The following is a 16,860-nucleotide window of genomic DNA, read 5'->3' on the forward strand; positions in this document are numbered from 1 at the left end:
GACAGCGATCCGGTCCGAATGAAGGGAAAGACGGCGCAATGACTGGTGTGACCCGTGACGATGTTCTTGATGCGCTCAGTCAGGTCAAAGGACCGGACCTGAAGGGTGATATTGTCTCAATGGGATTGGTGTCCGATCTCCTTGTCTCTGACGGCAAGGTGATTTTTTCCGTCAAGGTGCCCGCCGAACGGGCCCAGGAGCTGGAAGGCATGCGTCTGGCGGCAGAAAAGGTCGTAAAGGCAATCCCCGGCGTTCAGTCGGTTATGGCTGCAATGACAGCGGAACGGAAACCGGGAAGTGCAGCTCAGAAATCTGCAGCACAGGCCCCCAAAGCGCCGGGTGGCGGGCGTGGCAAGGCTGGCATTCCGGGCGTTGGCGCAATCATCGCTGTCGCGTCCGGCAAAGGCGGGGTGGGAAAATCCACTACCTCGGTCAATCTGGCTCTGGGCCTTCAGGCCAACGGGCTCAGAGTGGGCATCCTGGATGCTGATATCTACGGTCCGTCCATGCCAAAGCTGCTTGGTCTGAAAGGTCGTCCGGATACGATTGACGGCAAGATCATGAAACCGATGAATGGTTATGGTCTGTCCGTTATGTCGATCGGCTTCATGGTGGATGAAGAAACAGCCATGATCTGGCGCGGCCCCATGGTCATGTCGGCCCTGACCCAGATGATGCGGGAAGTGGCCTGGGGTGAGCTGGATGTGCTGATCGTCGATATGCCTCCCGGAACGGGTGATGCTCAGCTGACCATGGCGCAGCAAGTGCCGCTGGCGGGTGCCGTCGTTGTTTCTACTCCGCAGGATCTGGCCCTGCTTGACGCGCGTCGAGGCATTGCCATGTTCGAGAAAACCGGCATTCCGGTCCTTGGTCTGGTGGAAAACATGAGCTATTTCCTCTGTCCGAGCTGTGGTGAGCGGTCAGACATTTTTGGCCATGGTGGTGCACGGGCGGAAGCCGGGAAGATGGGTGCTCCCTTCCTTGGTGAGGTGCCGCTTCACATGGATATCCGGGCCTTCTCAGACGCGGGTACCCCCATCGTGGCAACCGAGCCTGACAGTCAGCATGCCGTGATCTACAAGGACATTGCCAAAGCCCTGTGGGACCGTCATCTGACGGTTTCCGGTCAGGCCTCAGCGCCGAAGATCGTCTTTGAATAGAAAACAAGATCGGGCGGTGCTATCCGGTGCCGCCTGATGCTTCTGCTGTCTCGCGAGGCTCAAGAGCCCGGCTCCATAGGGAGCAGAGGGTTCCAAGCACGGTGACCAGTGCGAGGACGATCAGCAGCGGCCAGATTGACGCATAAGCCTCGACGGCTGTTCCTGCGATAATTCCGAAAATCATGCCTCCGCCGACTTGCAGTGAGCCGGTCATGCCGGAGGCTGACCCCGCTAGGTCGGGTCGAACGCTGATGGCACCAGCCGTGGCGCTGGGCAATACCATGCCATTGGCAATGCTTGTGAGCACCAGAGGGCCAAACAGGGCCATCGGATGCAGGGAGCCACCGGCAATGAGAGCGACGGAAATCCCGACACCCGCAAGGCAGAGCATGTTACCGGTCAGCATCATCCGGTGCAGACCGGCATGTTCGGCAAAGCGACCCGAGAGAAAGTTGCCGATGATGTAACCTCCCGGCAGAAGGCAGAAATAAAGGCCGTACTCGCTCGGCGTCATTCCGTAGATGCGGTTGCACACATAGGGTGCTGCTCCGAGGAACGCGAAGAAGACGCTGGTGGTGAAACTGGTTGATCCTGAAAAAGCCCAGTAGCGGGCATAGGTGAAAAGATGTCCCCATTCCTTAAGGATGGTCGCCATGCTGCGAGCTGACACGCTGGCCGGGCGGGTTTCCACAAGGGTCAGGAACACGGCAATCAGCGTCAGTCCGCCAAACGCCAGAACCAGTTCGAAGGCTGCCTGCCAGCCGTAGAGCTCGTCGAGGAACCCGCCGATTGCCGGTCCGATCAGCGGTGCAACAGCCATGCCCATGGTTACATAGCCGATCATGCTGGCAGAGCGCCGGTTGTCATAGACATCCCGGATAATGGTTCGGCTGAGTACAATCCCCACTGCTCCGCCGCTGCCCTGTACGAGCCGCCCGAAAATCAGCATTTCAATAGAGCCCGAAAACAGGCAGATCAGAGTGCCGATGAGAAACAGGACAAAGCCCCAGAGGATCACCGGCCGTCTGCCAAAGCGGTCGGCCAGAGGTCCGACGATCAGCTGGCAGATACAGATGGCACCCAGATAAACGGACAGAGTGAGCTGCACCATGCTGTAGGTGGTGCCAAAGAAATCTGCCATGCCCGGCATGGACGGGACAAAAATGTTCATCGCCAGCGGGTTCACCGCTGTAACCGCGACCAGAACAAGGATGGACGGACGACGGACAATGCCGCCGGGTGTGGGAGCCGAGACTGACATGAACCTGAGACAGAAAAATGGTTGAACAATCTGAAGACTATATCCCGGATTAAGGTGCCGATTGATCAATTCTTCACCGCAATTCATCAGCTCCGTGAATGAATGTCTCAGGTAGCAAGATTCAGGTGACAAGATTCTGCCTCTTGCCGTCTTGCCACTTTCGCGACATTCTGTGATGTCCGGTCATATGGGAGGATGGATGAAGCGAGGAGAGTGGATTACAATTGTACTTCTGGGGGGCGTCTATGGTCTCTGGGGCCTGACGACAATCTTCTGGCACAGTCTTGGTCTGTGGGCATTGCCGGTTCTGGCTTTGCTGATCGCTCAGCACTCGTCACTGCAACACGAAGCCTTGCACGGGCATCCGACCCGGTCACGCAGTCTGAACGAGTTGCTTGTCTTTCCTGCCGTCGGGCTTTTCATTCCCTATCGCCGCTTCAGAACGCTCCACCTGAGACATCATAATGACGAGCGGTTGACCGACCCATATGATGACCCGGAAACCGCCTATTGCACCGAGCGCCACTGGCGGACATTACCACGATGGGTGTGTCATCTTCTGATGTGGAACAATACTCTGTTTGGTCGCCTTGTTATCGGTCCTGTTCTGACATGCCTATTCTTCTGGCGCGATGAGTTGAAGCTTATTGTGAAGGGAGACAGGGAGGTTCTGTCTGACTGGCTGATGCATGGTCCCGCTGTAGGCCTGGTGCTGGGCTGGTTGGTCTACTGGCAGGTGGACCTCTGGATTTATGTCCTCGGCGCGGCCTTGCCCGGTCTGGCATTGCTGAAAATCCGAACCTATGCGGAGCATGTGGCGAAGGAAAATGTGCTGGAGCGCACTGCGATTATCGAAAGCAGCTGGTTCTTCTCTCTGCTGTTTCTCAACAACAATCTGCATGCGGTTCATCATCGGAACCCGACAGCAGCCTGGTATGAGCTGCCGCGCCTGTATCGTGAGCGCCAGCAGGCATATCTGGATGACAACAATCACTATCGTATCAGGGGATATCGGCACCTGTTTCGCGCCTATGCCCTGAAGCCCAAGGAGAGTGTAGTGCACCCGTTTATCGATGACCGGCAGACCGGGAGCCGGCCTCTGTGATTGGTGCCTATGCCATGTATGCCTGGCCGGAAGTGGCTGACGAGGTACAGGCGTTCTGGTCTGAACTGGCTGAGCGGTGCAGGGGAGCAGGATTGGCATTCCCTGCGCAGCCGTCAAACCGCGCTGATGTGTCGGCGGTCTGGCGTGATCCAAAGATGATCCTGTCCCAGACCTGCGGTTACCCTTACACAATGCTGTACCGCGACGAGCTGCAGCTGGTGGCCACGCCGCATTATGTCGTTCCGGGCTGTGATGGTCCGGCTTACAGAAGTGTGCTCCTGCAAAGAGACGACGACACGCGCGGGATCCTTGGCGCATTCAGGGGGAGTGTTGCCGCGATGAATGACCGGCATTCCCAATCCGGGATGAATGCATTTTTCGGTACGTTGGTCCGCGAGGGGCAGGAGGGGCCATTCTTCGAGCGGATTATATGGTCAGGCGGGCATCGGCAGTCCATGCGACTTGTAGCGGAAGGGCAGGCAGATCTCTGTGCCTGCGATGCCGTCTGCTGGCAACTGCTTCAGGATGTGGAACCGGAAACTGCAAGAAAGCTTAAACCGCTCACATGGTCTGGTTCTGTTCCCGGCCTGCCTTTTGTCACCAGCAAAAAGACTGACAGCGAAACACTTGCCGCGCTGCGACGGGCACTCGCAGAGTGCCTGGCAGAGGGGCAATGGGCGCAGTCCCGTCTTTATCTCTCCGATGTCACCGTGCTGCAGGAGGCGGATTACGATGTCATTCCTGCCATGTCGGAAAACGCGCGGCTAAAAGGTTTTAGTCTGACTGATTGAGTTTGGCCTCACGAGCCCGCACCTGTTCCCTATGCAATGAATAGAGCCCGGTCGACACGATAATCAGAACACCGATGATCATGGGCAGGTCCGGAATGTCTCCCCAGACAAGGAAGCCGAGGATGATCGCCGCCAGAACGCTCGTATAGCGGAAGGGCGAGACAACCGAGAAATCGCCAAACCGGGTGGCCATGACAATCAGTAGCTGGGCGGCAACCAGCATAACGGCTGCTGACAGCAATATTCCCCACTGCCACAATTCCGGTATCGACCAATCCTCGTTCAGTCCAAGCAGCAGGCCAGTGGGTGTAACAAAGGCCAGTGTTGTGAATGAAATCAGCAATGTGGGCAGGTCAGGCGTCAGAAGGCGTGTCGACAGATCACGGGCGCTGGCCGCAAAGACGGTACCCACCACAAAGAGGGAAAAGACCGTAAAACCGTCAAACCCAGGCCTGATAATCAGCAGCACACCTGCAAAACCGATCAGGATTGCGCTCCATCTGCGCCAGCCGACCTGCTCCTTGAAGAGAAGTGCGGAACCTGCTGTCACGACCAGCGGCATGGCCTGCAGGATAGCCGTTGCCACGCCAAGCTGCATTTGAAACAGGGCGATAAGAAACGTAACGGTCGCGATTGCCTCGAAAACCCCGCGAAAGAGATTGGGTCTCTGAGCCATGGCCCGATAGGAGTGATGTGCACCGGTTGCGAAGATGATTGCACCGAGCAATGTCATCGCCATGACGCCGCGTATGAAGATAATCTGTCCGAGCGGCAGGCTTTCACCAATGAACTTGATCAGGGTATCGTTCAGAGTGAAGCTGATCATGGCCAGAACCATTGCCAGAATCGCAAACGGATTGCCGGTTTTACCCTTCGACAGGATTCCTGGAGAGGGCACCAGCCCCCTAATCGATGTAAACATAGCGAATCCGCCCTCCCAACGGTTGGTCAGGCATAGCGTAGAGACAGACAGATGTCATGTCTCTGTAAAAGCGGGGGTGACGGATTATCGGTGCTAACCGCCTGTCACAGACATATGGCGGCCAACGCTTGGCTGACGGGTGTTGCGGTCAATGATAAAGTCATGACCCTTCGGCTTCCGCGCGATGGCTTCATCAATGGCCTGATAGAGCAGCTCGTTACCTTCTGATGCCCTAAGTGGTTCCCTGAGGTCCTTGGCGTCTTCCTGACCAAGGCACATATACAGCGTACCGGTGCAGGTGAGGCGGACGCGGTTGCAGCTTTCGCAGAAATTATGGGTCATCGGTGTGATAAAGCCGAGACGGCCGCCTGTTTCCTTGATCTCCACATAACGGGCCGGGCCGCCGGTCTTGTAGGGAATATCATTCAGGGTCCAGCGCTCTGACAGCTCGTCACGGACCTGGGAGAGGGGCAGATACTGGTCTGTACGATCTCCCTCAATCTCACCCAGAGGCATGGTCTCGATCACGGTGAAATCATAGCCCTGACCATGAGCCCACTCGATCATCTGCGGCAGTTCCTGATGGTTGACTTCCTTCAGTGCCACAGCATTGAGCTTGACCTGCAGGCCAGCTTCTTTGGCGGCCTGGAGCCCTTCAAGAACCCGGCCAAGATTGCCCCAGCGGGTCACAGTCTTGAACTTGTCATGATCAAGCGTATCGATAGACACGTTGATCCGGCGGACACCACAGTCGTAAAGCTCGGTCGCATATTTTGCGAGCTGGGACCCGTTGGTGGTTACAGTCAGTTCTTCCAGAGCGCCAGTATCGATATGGCTGCCAAGCTGACGGAACAGGGACATGATGTTCTTGCGGACCAGTGGTTCCCCGCCGGTGATCCGGAGTTTGCGCACGCCTTTTTCAATAAAGGCAGAGCAGACTCGCTCCAGTTCCTCAAGAGACAGAACCTCTTTCTTGGGCAGGAAGGTCATGTGCTCGGACATGCAGTAAACACAGCGGAAGTCACAACGGTCTGTAACCGAGACACGCAAATAGGTCACCGCGCGCCCAAACGGGTCGATCATCGGTTCCGGCTTGGATGATGGTGACAAGAGTTCGTGTGCCATTCTGTGCTCCAGACCTTTCAGGCGATTCATCAGGGTCCCGTGCCCCGAAGTACCGTAAGGTGTATTACATAGGAACGAGTTTGTACTTGATCCACCTCAACAGTCAATCACACCACAGGCCGATTTAGGTCGTAGATCAAGGGGAATTTAGACCTCTGGTCAATCCGGGTCAGAATGTCTATCTGTGGCAGGAGTTTTGACCGTCCGGAGGACCATATGTCAGCGCAATCCCCGCAACCGACCGAACTTCGAGTGTCGCAAGACAAGCGATGTCTGACTGTCTCGTTTGACAACAACGAGCGGTTTGAACTGTCTGCCGAATATCTGCGGGTCGAAAGCCCCAGCGCAGAGGTGCAGGGCCATGGAGCGGATCAGAAGCAGATCGTGTCCGGCAAAAAGCATGTAAGCATCAGCAATATCGAGCCGGTCGGCAACTACGCGGTACGGATTACCTTCAGCGATGGGCACAATACCGGCTACTACATGTGGGAGACATTCCTTGCGCTCGGCAGAGAGCGGGAGCAGATCTGGCAGACCTATATTGACGCGCTTGACGCGCGTGGCCTGTCTCGGTGAACCGCCACCTGAAAACTGACAATCCAGAAAGAAAGCCAAAAAAAAGGCCGCTCCGAAGAGCGGCCTTGATAGCGTTCCCCTTTGAACTAGATCTAGCGCTGGACGATAACCTTGGCGCCGACTCTGATCTTATCATAGAGGTGGATCACGTCCTCATTGGCCATACGGATGCAGCCGGATGAAACGGCCTGTCCGATGGTGCGCGGCTCGTTTGAGCCGTGAATACGATAGATGGTTGAGCCGATATAGAGCGCCCGCGCGCCGAGCGGATTACGCGGTCCGCCTGGCATATAGGCCGGAAGTTTGCGGCCCTTGCGGGCTTCACGCTTGCGCATGGCAGGCGGTGGTGTCCAGCCTGGCCATTCCGCTTTGCGGGTTACACGATGGGTGCCCGCCCACTGAAAGCCCGTCCGGCCAACGCCGACGCCATATTTCAGCGCCTTGCCACCTTCAAGCACCAAATAGAGGCGACGCTCCTTGGTGTTGACAATGATTGTGCCAGGCTTGTGCTTTGTCTGATAGCTGACAGTCTCACGCTTGATGGGAGACTTGCCATAGTGGGCACCGGCTTTCTGCCAAGTCCGTGTGACCGGATCAAAATAGGTCAGTGCAGAGCTGGTCTCAACGCTTGTTGCCATAACGCCGAGTGAGGTCAGCGCGCCCAGCGCCAAAGTCCAAAATTTACGCATTTCTCTTCCCCTAAACGTGCCCCGGGCCCCATCCTCAAGGCGTAAAATATTCAAGACTCGTGAAAACTACAGAATCCTTGTTAACAGAATGAATCCGGTACACAAGGTTTTCACGGCATCTCACAAAATTTTTACCGGTAAAATGATGTGTATAGGTTGAGCAAAAGATAGTCAGGCCGCCTTTGAATTGTATCGGCGGCCTGGGGTGTTTTGGGACGGCTCGACCGTCCTATCCAAGATTGAGCGCCTGGAAAAAGTCGTTGCCTTTGTCGTCAACCACGATGAAGGCTGGGAAGTCTTCCACTTCAATCCGCCAGATGGCTTCCATGCCAAGCTCTTCAAACTCGACGCACTCCACCTTCTTGATGCAGTCCTGGGCAAGACGAGCTGCCGGGCCGCCGATTGAGCCGAGATAGAAACCGCCATGCTTCTGACAAGCTTCACGCACCTGGCGGGAGCGGTTGCCCTTGGCCAGCATGACCATGGAACCGCCCAGAGCCTGGAACTGATCCACATAGGCGTCCATGCGTCCGGCTGTGGTTGGTCCAAAGGAGCCTGATGCATAACCTTCCGGTGTTTTGGCAGGGCCTGCATAATAAATCGGATGGTTCTTGAAATAGTCCGGCAGATCACCGCCTGATTCAACCCGATCCCGCAGCTTGGAATGGGCCAGGTCACGAGCCACGATGATTGTGCCGCTGAGAGATAGGCGGGTCTTGATCGGGTGCCGCGTCAACTGACCGAGAATCTCGCTCATGGAACGATTGAGGTCGACCTTCACCACATCGCCGGACAGATCGTCATCCTTGATGTCCGGCATGTATTTGGCCGGGTGTTCCTCAAGCTGTTCAAGGAATACGCCATCCTTGGTGATCTTGCCCAGGGCCTGACGGTCAGCAGAACAGGAGACACCGATACCAATGGGCAGAGATGCACCATGTCGGGGCAGGCGGACAACGCGTACGTCATGACAGAAATATTTGCCGCCAAACTGAGCACCGACACCCGTTTTCTGGGTCAGCTTGTGAATCTGCTCTTCCATCTCAAGGTCGCGGAAGGCGTGTCCGGCCTCAGAACCTGCCGTGGGCAGTCCATCAAGATAGCGGGTGGAGGCCAGCTTGACGGTTTTCAGATTCTGCTCAGCCGACATGCCACCCACGACCACTGCAAGGTGATAAGGCGGGCAAGCTGCGGTTCCGAGCGTCAGGATTTTCTCTTTGATGAAGTCAATCAGCCGATCCGGGGTCAGCAGGGACGGCGTACCCTGGAACAGAAATGTCTTGTTGGCAGACCCGCCCCCCTTGGCGATGAACTGGAACTTGTAGGCGTCTTCACCATCCGCATAGAGTTCGATCTGGGCCGGCAGATTGGTGCGGGTGTTCTTCTCCTCAAACATGGAGATAGGCGCAAGCTGGCTGTAGCGAAGATTGCGCTTCTCATAGGCATCCAGCACACCCTTGCCAAGCGCGGCTTCATCGCTTCCATCTGTCCAGATGCGGCGACCTTTCTTGCCCATGACGATGGCTGTTCCGGTATCCTGGCACATCGGCAGGATGCCCCCCGAGGCAATATTGGCATTCTTCAGGAGGTCATAGGCGACAAACCGGTCATTGTCGGTTGCTTCCGGGTCTTCCAGAATCCTTCGGAGCTGGGCGAGATGCCCGGGACGCAGCAGATGGTTGATATCCATGAATGCCTGCTCGGACAGAAGCCGCAAGGCTTCCGGTTCCACAGTCAGGATCTCCTGACCCTGAAACTCGGTCGTCGACACATAGTCGGAGGTGAGTTTCTTGTATGGAGTCTCGTCAGCTCCAAGCGGAAAGACAGGCGTATAGGTAAAAGTCATGGATATCGGCTCTTCTGTTTCAGACTCAGATTTTGGGTTGAGTCGTGGTCCCGGCAACAGATTGATCCCTTATATCAAAGCTTCGACACAATGCCATGCTTCCTTCGGCGAGACACTGGATTGCATCGGCTCTCGCATTTTCAAGTCCCTGTGAGAACACGAATAAAACCTGATCGATCCTGTTAACTAATCGTTATGAATGAATTCAGGTTGTCGCAACTTGTGCCGACGACTTAGCTAAAATTGACATCAAATTAACAGCCGGTCTGTACCGTGTACCGAGATCAAAACAACAAATGCGTCAAACAGGACACTGTCATGAGTACGCTAGATATTCAGACAAGTCATAATCCGGAAGCAGGATATATCGAGCCTGTGGTCATCCAGCGTCTTATGAAGCTGGGTGACCTGGTCGTCTTCGCGCTTCTGTCATTTGCGCTTACGCGCTATTTCGTTGGCATGGTCAATGTGTTCGAGCTGACCGTAGCCGTCTTCAATGCATGGCTGGCGGCAACGGCCAATGTATTTCTGCTGCGCCAGACCTATCACTACGGTATCAGGAAACTCCTGTCTCCCTGGCCATCGGTCCTGACAGCAGGTGTTGTCGTCATCGCTGCAGGTGGCGGTGTCTGGTGTGTCCTTCATTTTGGTTTCTTTGGCCTGACGCTCGACTGGTTCTGGGGGTGGTGTCTTTCGGCGCTCGCCTATGTTTTTGCCTCGCGCGCCCTGTTCAAGTTTATGGCTCGACCGGCAGAACGCGATGGGCGGTTTGTCCGGCGTATCGCTATTGTGGGCGGTGGCCAGCATGCGGAAGATGTGTTGAATCTGCTTGAGGAATCAGCTCGCAACCAGATTGAAGTCATTGGTATCTTTGATGATCGGAAGGATAGCCGGTCACCGGATTCTGTGAAGAAATACCAGAAGCTGGGTACCGTATCCGATTTGCATGATTACGCGCGGCATAACCGTATTGACCAGATTATCGTAACCATTCCTCAGACTGCAGAAGTGCGACTGCTTCAGGTCCTGAAACGTCTCTGGGAGTTGCCTATTGATATTCGTATCAGTGCGCTTTCGAGCAAGCTGCGGCTGCAGCCGAGATCCTATTCTTATATCGGGTCTCTGCCGCTGTTGGATGCGTTCGACAGGCCGCTTGCTGGCTGGAACGAGTTCACCAAGAATATCTTTGATCGCTGTGCGGCCACTCTGATGCTGATCATGCTGAGTCCTGTTCTGGCTGCGGTTGCCATTGCAATCAGGCTTGAGAGCAAGGGGCCGGTTATCTTTCGTCAGAAACGCTACGGCTTCAACAATGAACTGATCACCGTCTTCAAGTTCCGTTCCATGTATACGGATCTGTGTGACCGTAATGCCAGCAAGCTGGTGACAAAGGATGACCCGCGTGTCACGCGTGTTGGCCGGTTCATCCGCAAGACATCTCTGGACGAGCTGCCACAGCTGGCGAACGTTGTTCTCGGCACTATGTCACTGGTCGGACCGCGTCCTCATGCGATCTCTGCCAAGGCGGATAACCACCTCTATGAAGATGTGGTCGACGGTTATTTTGCCCGCCATCGCATCAAGCCGGGTATCACCGGCTGGGCACAGGTGAACGGCTATCGCGGTGAGACTGATACCCGCGAAAAGATTGAGGGCCGCGTGAAACTCGACCTCGAATACATCAACAAGTGGTCCATCCTGTTTGATATCTACATCATTCTGATGACACCGTTCTCCCTGCTGTTCAAAAACGAGAATGCCTACTGAGGCAAATCCCGGCAGACAAAATCAGGAGCCCGCCAAGATCTGGTGGGCTTTTCTGTTTGCGGGGTGAGGGACACAATCATATATTTCAGAAAGACACGCTCTCTATCGATTTGTGTAACATGGAGCAGGCAGGACGCGCGCAATGACCGAGGCCTATATCTGCGATTACATCCGAACGCCTATCGGTCGTTTTGCCGGTGCCCTGTCGTCTGTGCGGGCAGATGACCTGGCCGCCATCCCGATCCGCGCTTTGAAGGACAGGCAACCGGATGTGGACTGGGCTGAAGTGGATGACTGCATTCTGGGATGTGCCAATCAGGCGGGGGAAGACAACCGCAATCTGGCGCGTATGGCCGTGCTTCTGGCCGGGTTGCCGATTTCTGTTCCCGGAACCACCGTCAATCGGCTTTGTGGCTCAGGCATGGATGCAATCACCATGGCAGCCCGTGCCATCAAGGCAGGCGAAGCGGATCTGATGATAGCCGGTGGCAGTGAGAGCATGTCGCGGGCTCCGCTGGTCATGCCCAAGGCCGAACAGGCCTTTTCGCGCTCAGCAGAGCTTTTTGATACCACGATTGGCTGGCGCTTCGTCAATCCGCTGATGGAAGCGCAATATGGCATCGATTCCATGCCGGAAACGGCTGAAAATGTAGCTGAGCAGTTCGGAATAAGCCGGGCCGATCAGGATGCCTTTGCCCTCCGCTCCCAGAAGAAAGCGGCTGCAGCGCAGGATGATGGGCGTCTGGCAGAAGAGATCACGCCTGTTACGGTTTCGGCGCGGAAGGGCGCATCCGTTCAGGTCACGTTGGATGAGCATGTGAGGCCGAACACCACCGCCGAGATGCTGGCCGGGTTGAAAGCGCCGTTCCGTGAGGGCGGCAGCGTGACTGCAGGCAATGCGTCCGGTGTCAACGATGGGGCAGCTGCACTCCTTATTGCGTCTGAAGAAGCCATCGCGCGCTATAATCTCAGGCCGATAGCACGAATTCTTGGTGGTGCTGTAGCGGGTGTTGAACCGCGTATCATGGGCATGGGACCCGCTCCGGCATCGGAAAAGCTGATGGCCCGTCTTGGACTGGATATTGCTGACTTCGAGACTATTGAGCTGAACGAAGCCTTTGCCGCACAAGGGTTGGCCGTTATGCGTGCCTTGGGACTTGCTGATGATGCCGAGCATGTGAATCCGAATGGTGGTGCCATAGCCCTGGGACATCCTCTCGGCATGTCTGGTGTCCGACTGGTTGGAACAGCGGCTCTGGAGCTGAAACGGCGATCGGGTAAACGGGCTCTGGCGACCATGTGTATCGGCGTCGGGCAGGGGATTGCACTGGCCATTGAGGCCGTGTGACAGAGCACTTGAGGCTGCTTCGTCCAGGACCCCCGATTGAGCAGATGACAAGTCTCTGCGAGAATCGTACTATATAAAGAGCGTGCTGTGCCGAATTGGGAAGCCATATGGTGACTTGCGGCGCGTTTGAAGAAGAGATCGCGACTTGACGTCTTCGCATCTATGCGGGGAAGTCGAACAACAGGTATGATCGATGCGTTTAACAAAACAGACCAGCTACGCGCTGCGCATTCTGATGCATTGCGCCATGAAAGGCGATGAATACGCCAAAATCGCAGAGATCGCGAAAACCTATGCGATTACTGAATACAACGTGTTCAAGATCGTACCACTTCTCGTTCAGGCCGGATTCCTGGACACTGCACGCGGTCGCAATGGCGGTATTAAGCTTGCGATGCCTGCGCCTTCCATTCGCATTGGTGATGTGGTTCGCGCCACGGAAGAGACCTACATCCAGGCAGACTGTTTCGGATCGGGTGTGGAAGAATGTGCAATTCAGCAGGCCAGCCCGCTGAACAGAATGCTCGACCGGGCACTTGATGCATTTGTGACCGTTCTGGACGAACACACGCTCGAAGATATCATGCCCCATCGCGCGCGTGCCGGACAGGCTCCGGCTGAGGTTGTTGCTGCTCTTGATGCCTGACCCTAAAGCGGCGGGAGTACCTGGTCGACGGCCTCGATCAGCTGGTCAAAATGATCGATGATGCTATCAGGCCCCAGCTCGGTCACCGGAATATCCGTATAGCCGAAGGTGACCGCGACAACGGGAATGCCCGCGGCCTTGGCTGTGGCGATATCGGTTTTTGAATCACCAATCAGTACACTCCGCTGCGGATTGCCACCCGCAGCCTTTATCGTGCCAAAAAGATGGTCCGGGTTTGGCTTGCAGACCGGAAATGTATCCCGGCCAGCCACAGTTTCGAAATAGTCCGCAAGCTGCAGATTATTGAGCAGAGTCCGTGACAGGCTTTCCAGCTTGTTGGTGCAGACGGCAAAGCGGCAACCGTTCTCACGCAGCCAGTCCATCGCATTGATGACGCCTGGAAAAGGGCGACTGTGATCAGCGATATGGCTGCCATAATAGGTGAGGAAGTCCTGAAACAGCCGGTCAAGTTCTGTGTCGGGCAAGGAGATATTATTCAACTCCAGCCCGCGTTCCAGCATCTTGCGCGCACCCTGGCCGAGCAGAAAACTGATCTGCTCCCGCGAGGCAGGCTGGTAACCCTCTGTAGCCAGGACATGGTTCAACGAGGTCAGGAGATCGGGAGCCGTATCCACAAGGGTTCCGTCCAGATCAAACACCACGAGGCGGTCATCAGCCATTGATAACTCCAGTTTCAGAGCGAAAATTGACAATGGACTGATAGCGGGATTCTGGCAGATCGACAAATCATCTGCGCGGACCGTGTTTATGCCTGCCAACTGGTGGCCTTTGGTAAAAAGCCGTGCTAAGGAGCAAGTCGTTTGTGTTTCTGTTCCGGAGTGCCGAGATGAAGCTGAGTGACCCCTCTCTCCTGAAAAATCAGTGCTATATCGATGGTCAGTGGGTTGGTGAACCGACCGACGCCATTTATGACCCGGCAACCGGGGATGAGATCTGCAAGGTTCCCTATCTCGGTGGAGATGAGACCCGGCAGGCGATTGAAGCTGCCGATACAGCGTTCAAGACCTGGTCTGCGAAACTGGCGAAAGAGCGCTCCACGCTCCTGCGTAACTGGTTCAATCTGATCATGGCCAATCAGGAAGATCTGGCCATCATCATGACCACCGAGCAGGGCAAACCTCTTGCCGAAAGCCGCGGAGAGGTGGCTTACGCAGCCTCTTTTGTTGAGTTCTATGCAGAAGAAGCCAAGCGTGTTGCCGGGGAAACCCTGCCGACATTTGCGACCAATGCCCGGATTGTCTGTATTCGTCAGCCGATCGGGGTCATCGCAGCTATCACGCCGTGGAACTTCCCTGCTGCCATGATCACCCGCAAGGTGGCTCCAGCGCTGGCCGTAGGCTGCACGTCAGTCTGCAAACCTGCCCCGGAAACGCCGCTGACGGCTCTGGCTCTTGCCGAACTGGCTGAGCGGGCTGGTATTCCGAAGGGTGTTTTCAACTGTATCACGGGTGATGCACCGGCAATCGGTGATGAGATGACCAGCAATCCGACGGTCAAGTTCATCGGTTTCACCGGCTCGACCGCTGTCGGCAAGCATCTGATGCGGCGTGCGGCTGACACGGTGAAAAAGGTCGGCCTTGAGCTGGGCGGTAATGCGCCTTTCATCGTTTTTGACGATGCGGATGTGGATGCGGCCGTTGATGGCGCAATCCTGTCCAAATACCGCAATATGGGCCAGACCTGCGTTTGCGCCAACCGCATCTACGTTCAGGACGGTGTCTATGATGCCTTTGCGGAAAAACTGGCTGCTAAAGTGGCTGAATTCAAGATTGGCAATGGTCTTGAGGATGGCGTCATTCAGGGACCGCTGATCAACAAGAACGCTGTTGCCAAAGTGGAAAGCCATCTTGCTGATGCTGTCGAGAAGGGTGCCCAGGTGGTGACTGGCGGCAAGCCTCATGCTCTGGGTGGAACATTCTTCGAGCCGACAGTTCTGACCGGTGTCACATCCGACATGAAAGTGGCTACGGAAGAAACCTTCGGTCCATTGGCTCCTCTCTTCCGCTTCTCTGATGAAAATGAAGTGATAGAGCAGGCAAATGCGACGCAGTTCGGTCTGGCGGCCTACTTCTATGCCCGTGATCTCGGTCGTGTCTGGCGTGTGGCCGAAGCTCTGGAATATGGCATGGTGGCCATCAATTCCGGTATTCTGTCCACGGAAATGGCACCGTTCGGTGGTATCAAGGAATCAGGCCTTGGACGTGAGGGGTCCCATCACGGCGTGGAAGAGTTTGTGGAAATCAAATATATGCTGATGGGTGGTCTGGACCGCTAGGGGTCGACCGGACACGGAAATTCAGGATCAGTCTCAGAATGAGCGATATGATGAAACGCCGCTCGGCGGAAGCTGCAGCGGACCATGTAAAGTCCGGAATGAAACTGGGCATTGGCACAGGATCCACGGCAGAACAGTTTGTTCGTGTGCTGGCTGAAAAGATTTCGGATGGTCTTGAGATCATCGGTGTCCCGACATCCGAGCGCACAGCTGCCCTGTGCCGTGAGCTCGGGGTGCCGCTGACAACACTGGATGAGACACCGCATCTGGATCTGACGGTGGATGGTGCCGACGAAATCGGTCCTGATCTGGCTCTGGTCAAAGGTGGTGGCGGTGCGCTTCTGCGCGAAAAAATCGTGGCTGCGGCCTCCGATGAGATGATTGTTATCGCCGACGAGACCAAGATTGTCGGGACATTGGGGACTTTTCCCCTACCAATTGAAGTAATGCCGTTTGGACTTGGTGCAACAGAGCTTGCCATTCGCTCAGCAGCAGGCAATATAGGCCTTACTGGTACTCTTGCCTTGAGGCAGGATGCTGCCGGACAGAATTTTATGACCGACGGTGGGCATTTCATTCTCGATGCATCTTTTGGCCGCATTCCGGATCCAGAAGCTCTGGCACTTGAACTGTCTGCAATTCCCGGTGTTGTTGAACATGGCCTGTTCATCGATTTGGCCAGACTGGCGGTTGTCGCTGGTGCAGACGGCATCCAGACATTGACGCGTTAAACGGGGCTGTCCCCGATCTGTGAGAGTTAGGAGATACAAATGAAGAAGAGTGGACTGGGAGGCCTGTTTGCGGCTTTGGTCGTAGCAATGAGCCTGCAGACAACTCCGACCTCAGCCCAGCAGGGAACAGAAATCGCAGAAAGCCATTTGTCTGCCGCGAAAGAGGCCGTTCTGGCTTACCGCGCGACCGGTGGTTTCTCCAGCCTTCTGGAGCTTGTGGCTCTGCAGACGAAAAATACTTTTATCCGGACCAACCCAGGTCTGGAAAAGGATATCGTTGAAGTAACCGACATTGCGGTCAAGGATTTTGAGGATCGCAAGACTCAGATCGATAGCAACATGGCTGTGCTCTGGGCAAGTCGCTTCACAGAAGCTGAGCTTAAAGACATTTCGGCATTCTATCAGACAGAAACCGGACGTAAGCTAGCGGTGGAAGCAAGCTTCCTGCTGCAGGAAACTTTTCGGCAGGCCGATGCTGTGGGTCGGGAGATTTCCAACGAGCTTCTGGTCAAGGTCCGGGCTGAGATGAAGAAGCGCGGCCACGATCTCTAGGCGGCCATCACGCCAATGTGAAGGTCATGGGGTGGTGCCGGTAGC

Annotated in this window: 16 protein-coding genes; 10 read left to right on the forward strand and 6 right to left on the reverse strand. The window is 55.7% G+C overall.

What is annotated here, in order from left to right:
* Positions 1-38: 38 nt before the first annotated feature.
* Positions 39-1,160, forward strand: coding sequence for an iron-sulfur cluster carrier protein ApbC (apbC, locus tag RA157_RS13735; protein WP_350336205.1), 1,122 nt, complete (start codon positions 39-41; stop codon positions 1,158-1,160).
* Positions 1,161-1,179: 19 nt separating this feature from the next.
* On the opposite strand, the gene RA157_RS13740 is transcribed toward apbC, so the two are convergent.
* The gene (locus RA157_RS13740) at positions 1,180-2,421 is read right to left on the reverse strand and encodes a multidrug effflux MFS transporter (protein WP_350333698.1); all 1,242 of its coding nucleotides are present in this window, start codon (positions 2,419-2,421) and stop codon (positions 1,180-1,182) included.
* Positions 2,422-2,620: 199 nt separating this feature from the next.
* On the opposite strand from RA157_RS13740, the gene RA157_RS13745 reads away from it, so the two are divergent.
* A complete protein-coding gene (locus RA157_RS13745) occupies positions 2,621-3,526 on the forward strand; it encodes a fatty acid desaturase (RefSeq protein ID WP_350333699.1) in 906 nt (301 codons plus the stop codon).
* Positions 3,523-4,317 (forward strand): phosphate/phosphite/phosphonate ABC transporter substrate-binding protein, encoded by a 795-nt coding sequence (locus RA157_RS13750; protein WP_350333700.1) that lies wholly within the window; start codon positions 3,523-3,525, stop codon positions 4,315-4,317. Before RA157_RS13745 ends, RA157_RS13750 begins: the two co-directional genes overlap by 4 nt.
* Here RA157_RS13750 and RA157_RS13755 read toward each other — a convergent pair.
* Positions 4,301-5,239: a DMT family transporter gene (locus tag RA157_RS13755; protein WP_350333701.1), complete on the reverse strand. Its 939-nt coding sequence runs from the start codon at positions 5,237-5,239 to the stop codon at positions 4,301-4,303. The genes RA157_RS13750 and RA157_RS13755 overlap by 17 nt on opposite strands.
* A gap of 93 nt (positions 5,240-5,332) precedes the next feature.
* Complete coding sequence (gene moaA, locus RA157_RS13760; protein WP_350333702.1) at positions 5,333-6,364, reverse strand: GTP 3',8-cyclase MoaA; 1,032 nt, start codon at positions 6,362-6,364, stop codon at positions 5,333-5,335.
* Positions 6,365-6,580: 216 nt separating this feature from the next.
* Between moaA and RA157_RS13765 the strand changes: the two genes are divergently transcribed.
* Positions 6,581-6,940, forward strand: a complete 360-nt coding sequence (locus RA157_RS13765) for a gamma-butyrobetaine hydroxylase family protein (protein ID WP_350333703.1) — start codon at positions 6,581-6,583, stop codon at positions 6,938-6,940.
* A 92-nt stretch (positions 6,941-7,032) separates the two neighbouring features.
* Here RA157_RS13765 and RA157_RS13770 read toward each other — a convergent pair whose 3' ends face one another.
* A complete protein-coding gene (locus RA157_RS13770; protein WP_434058445.1) occupies positions 7,033-7,629 on the reverse strand; it encodes a L,D-transpeptidase in 597 nt (198 codons plus the stop codon).
* 229 nt (positions 7,630-7,858) lie between these two features.
* A complete protein-coding gene (locus tag RA157_RS13775) occupies positions 7,859-9,475 on the reverse strand; it encodes a fumarate hydratase (protein WP_350333704.1) in 1,617 nt (538 codons plus the stop codon).
* Between the two features lie 318 nt (positions 9,476-9,793).
* On the opposite strand from RA157_RS13775, the gene RA157_RS13780 reads away from it, so the two are divergent.
* From RA157_RS13780 to RA157_RS13790, 3 genes are all read left to right on the forward strand, one after another.
* Complete coding sequence (locus RA157_RS13780) at positions 9,794-11,242, forward strand: undecaprenyl-phosphate glucose phosphotransferase (RefSeq protein WP_350333705.1); 1,449 nt, start codon at positions 9,794-9,796, stop codon at positions 11,240-11,242.
* Positions 11,243-11,384: 142 nt separating this feature from the next.
* Positions 11,385-12,590: a 3-oxoadipyl-CoA thiolase gene (gene pcaF, locus RA157_RS13785; RefSeq protein ID WP_350333706.1), complete on the forward strand. Its 1,206-nt coding sequence runs from the start codon at positions 11,385-11,387 to the stop codon at positions 12,588-12,590.
* Positions 12,591-12,783: 193 nt separating this feature from the next.
* The gene (locus RA157_RS13790) at positions 12,784-13,236 is read left to right on the forward strand and encodes an Rrf2 family transcriptional regulator (RefSeq protein WP_350333707.1); all 453 of its coding nucleotides are present in this window, start codon (positions 12,784-12,786) and stop codon (positions 13,234-13,236) included.
* Positions 13,237-13,238: 2 nt separating this feature from the next.
* Here RA157_RS13790 and gph read toward each other — a convergent pair whose 3' ends face one another.
* Positions 13,239-13,916, reverse strand: a complete 678-nt coding sequence (gene gph / locus RA157_RS13795) for a phosphoglycolate phosphatase (RefSeq protein ID WP_350333708.1) — start codon at positions 13,914-13,916, stop codon at positions 13,239-13,241.
* A 167-nt stretch (positions 13,917-14,083) separates the two neighbouring features.
* Here gph and RA157_RS13800 point away from each other — a divergent pair, with 167 nt between their 5' ends.
* The 3 genes from RA157_RS13800 to RA157_RS13810 are packed head-to-tail and all read left to right on the forward strand — an operon-like array spanning position 14,084 to position 16,815.
* Complete coding sequence (locus tag RA157_RS13800; protein ID WP_350333709.1) at positions 14,084-15,532, forward strand: NAD-dependent succinate-semialdehyde dehydrogenase; 1,449 nt, start codon at positions 14,084-14,086, stop codon at positions 15,530-15,532.
* A gap of 38 nt (positions 15,533-15,570) precedes the next feature.
* Positions 15,571-16,263, forward strand: a complete 693-nt coding sequence (rpiA, locus tag RA157_RS13805) for a ribose-5-phosphate isomerase RpiA (RefSeq protein ID WP_350333710.1) — start codon at positions 15,571-15,573, stop codon at positions 16,261-16,263.
* 39 nt (positions 16,264-16,302) lie between these two features.
* The gene (locus RA157_RS13810; protein ID WP_350333711.1) at positions 16,303-16,815 is read left to right on the forward strand and encodes a DUF2059 domain-containing protein; all 513 of its coding nucleotides are present in this window, start codon (positions 16,303-16,305) and stop codon (positions 16,813-16,815) included.
* The last annotated feature ends 45 nt before the right edge of the window (positions 16,816-16,860 follow it).

Source organism: Coralliovum pocilloporae, assembly GCF_030845175.1.
Lineage (GTDB): Bacteria > Pseudomonadota > Alphaproteobacteria > Rhizobiales > Cohaesibacteraceae > Coralliovum > Coralliovum pocilloporae.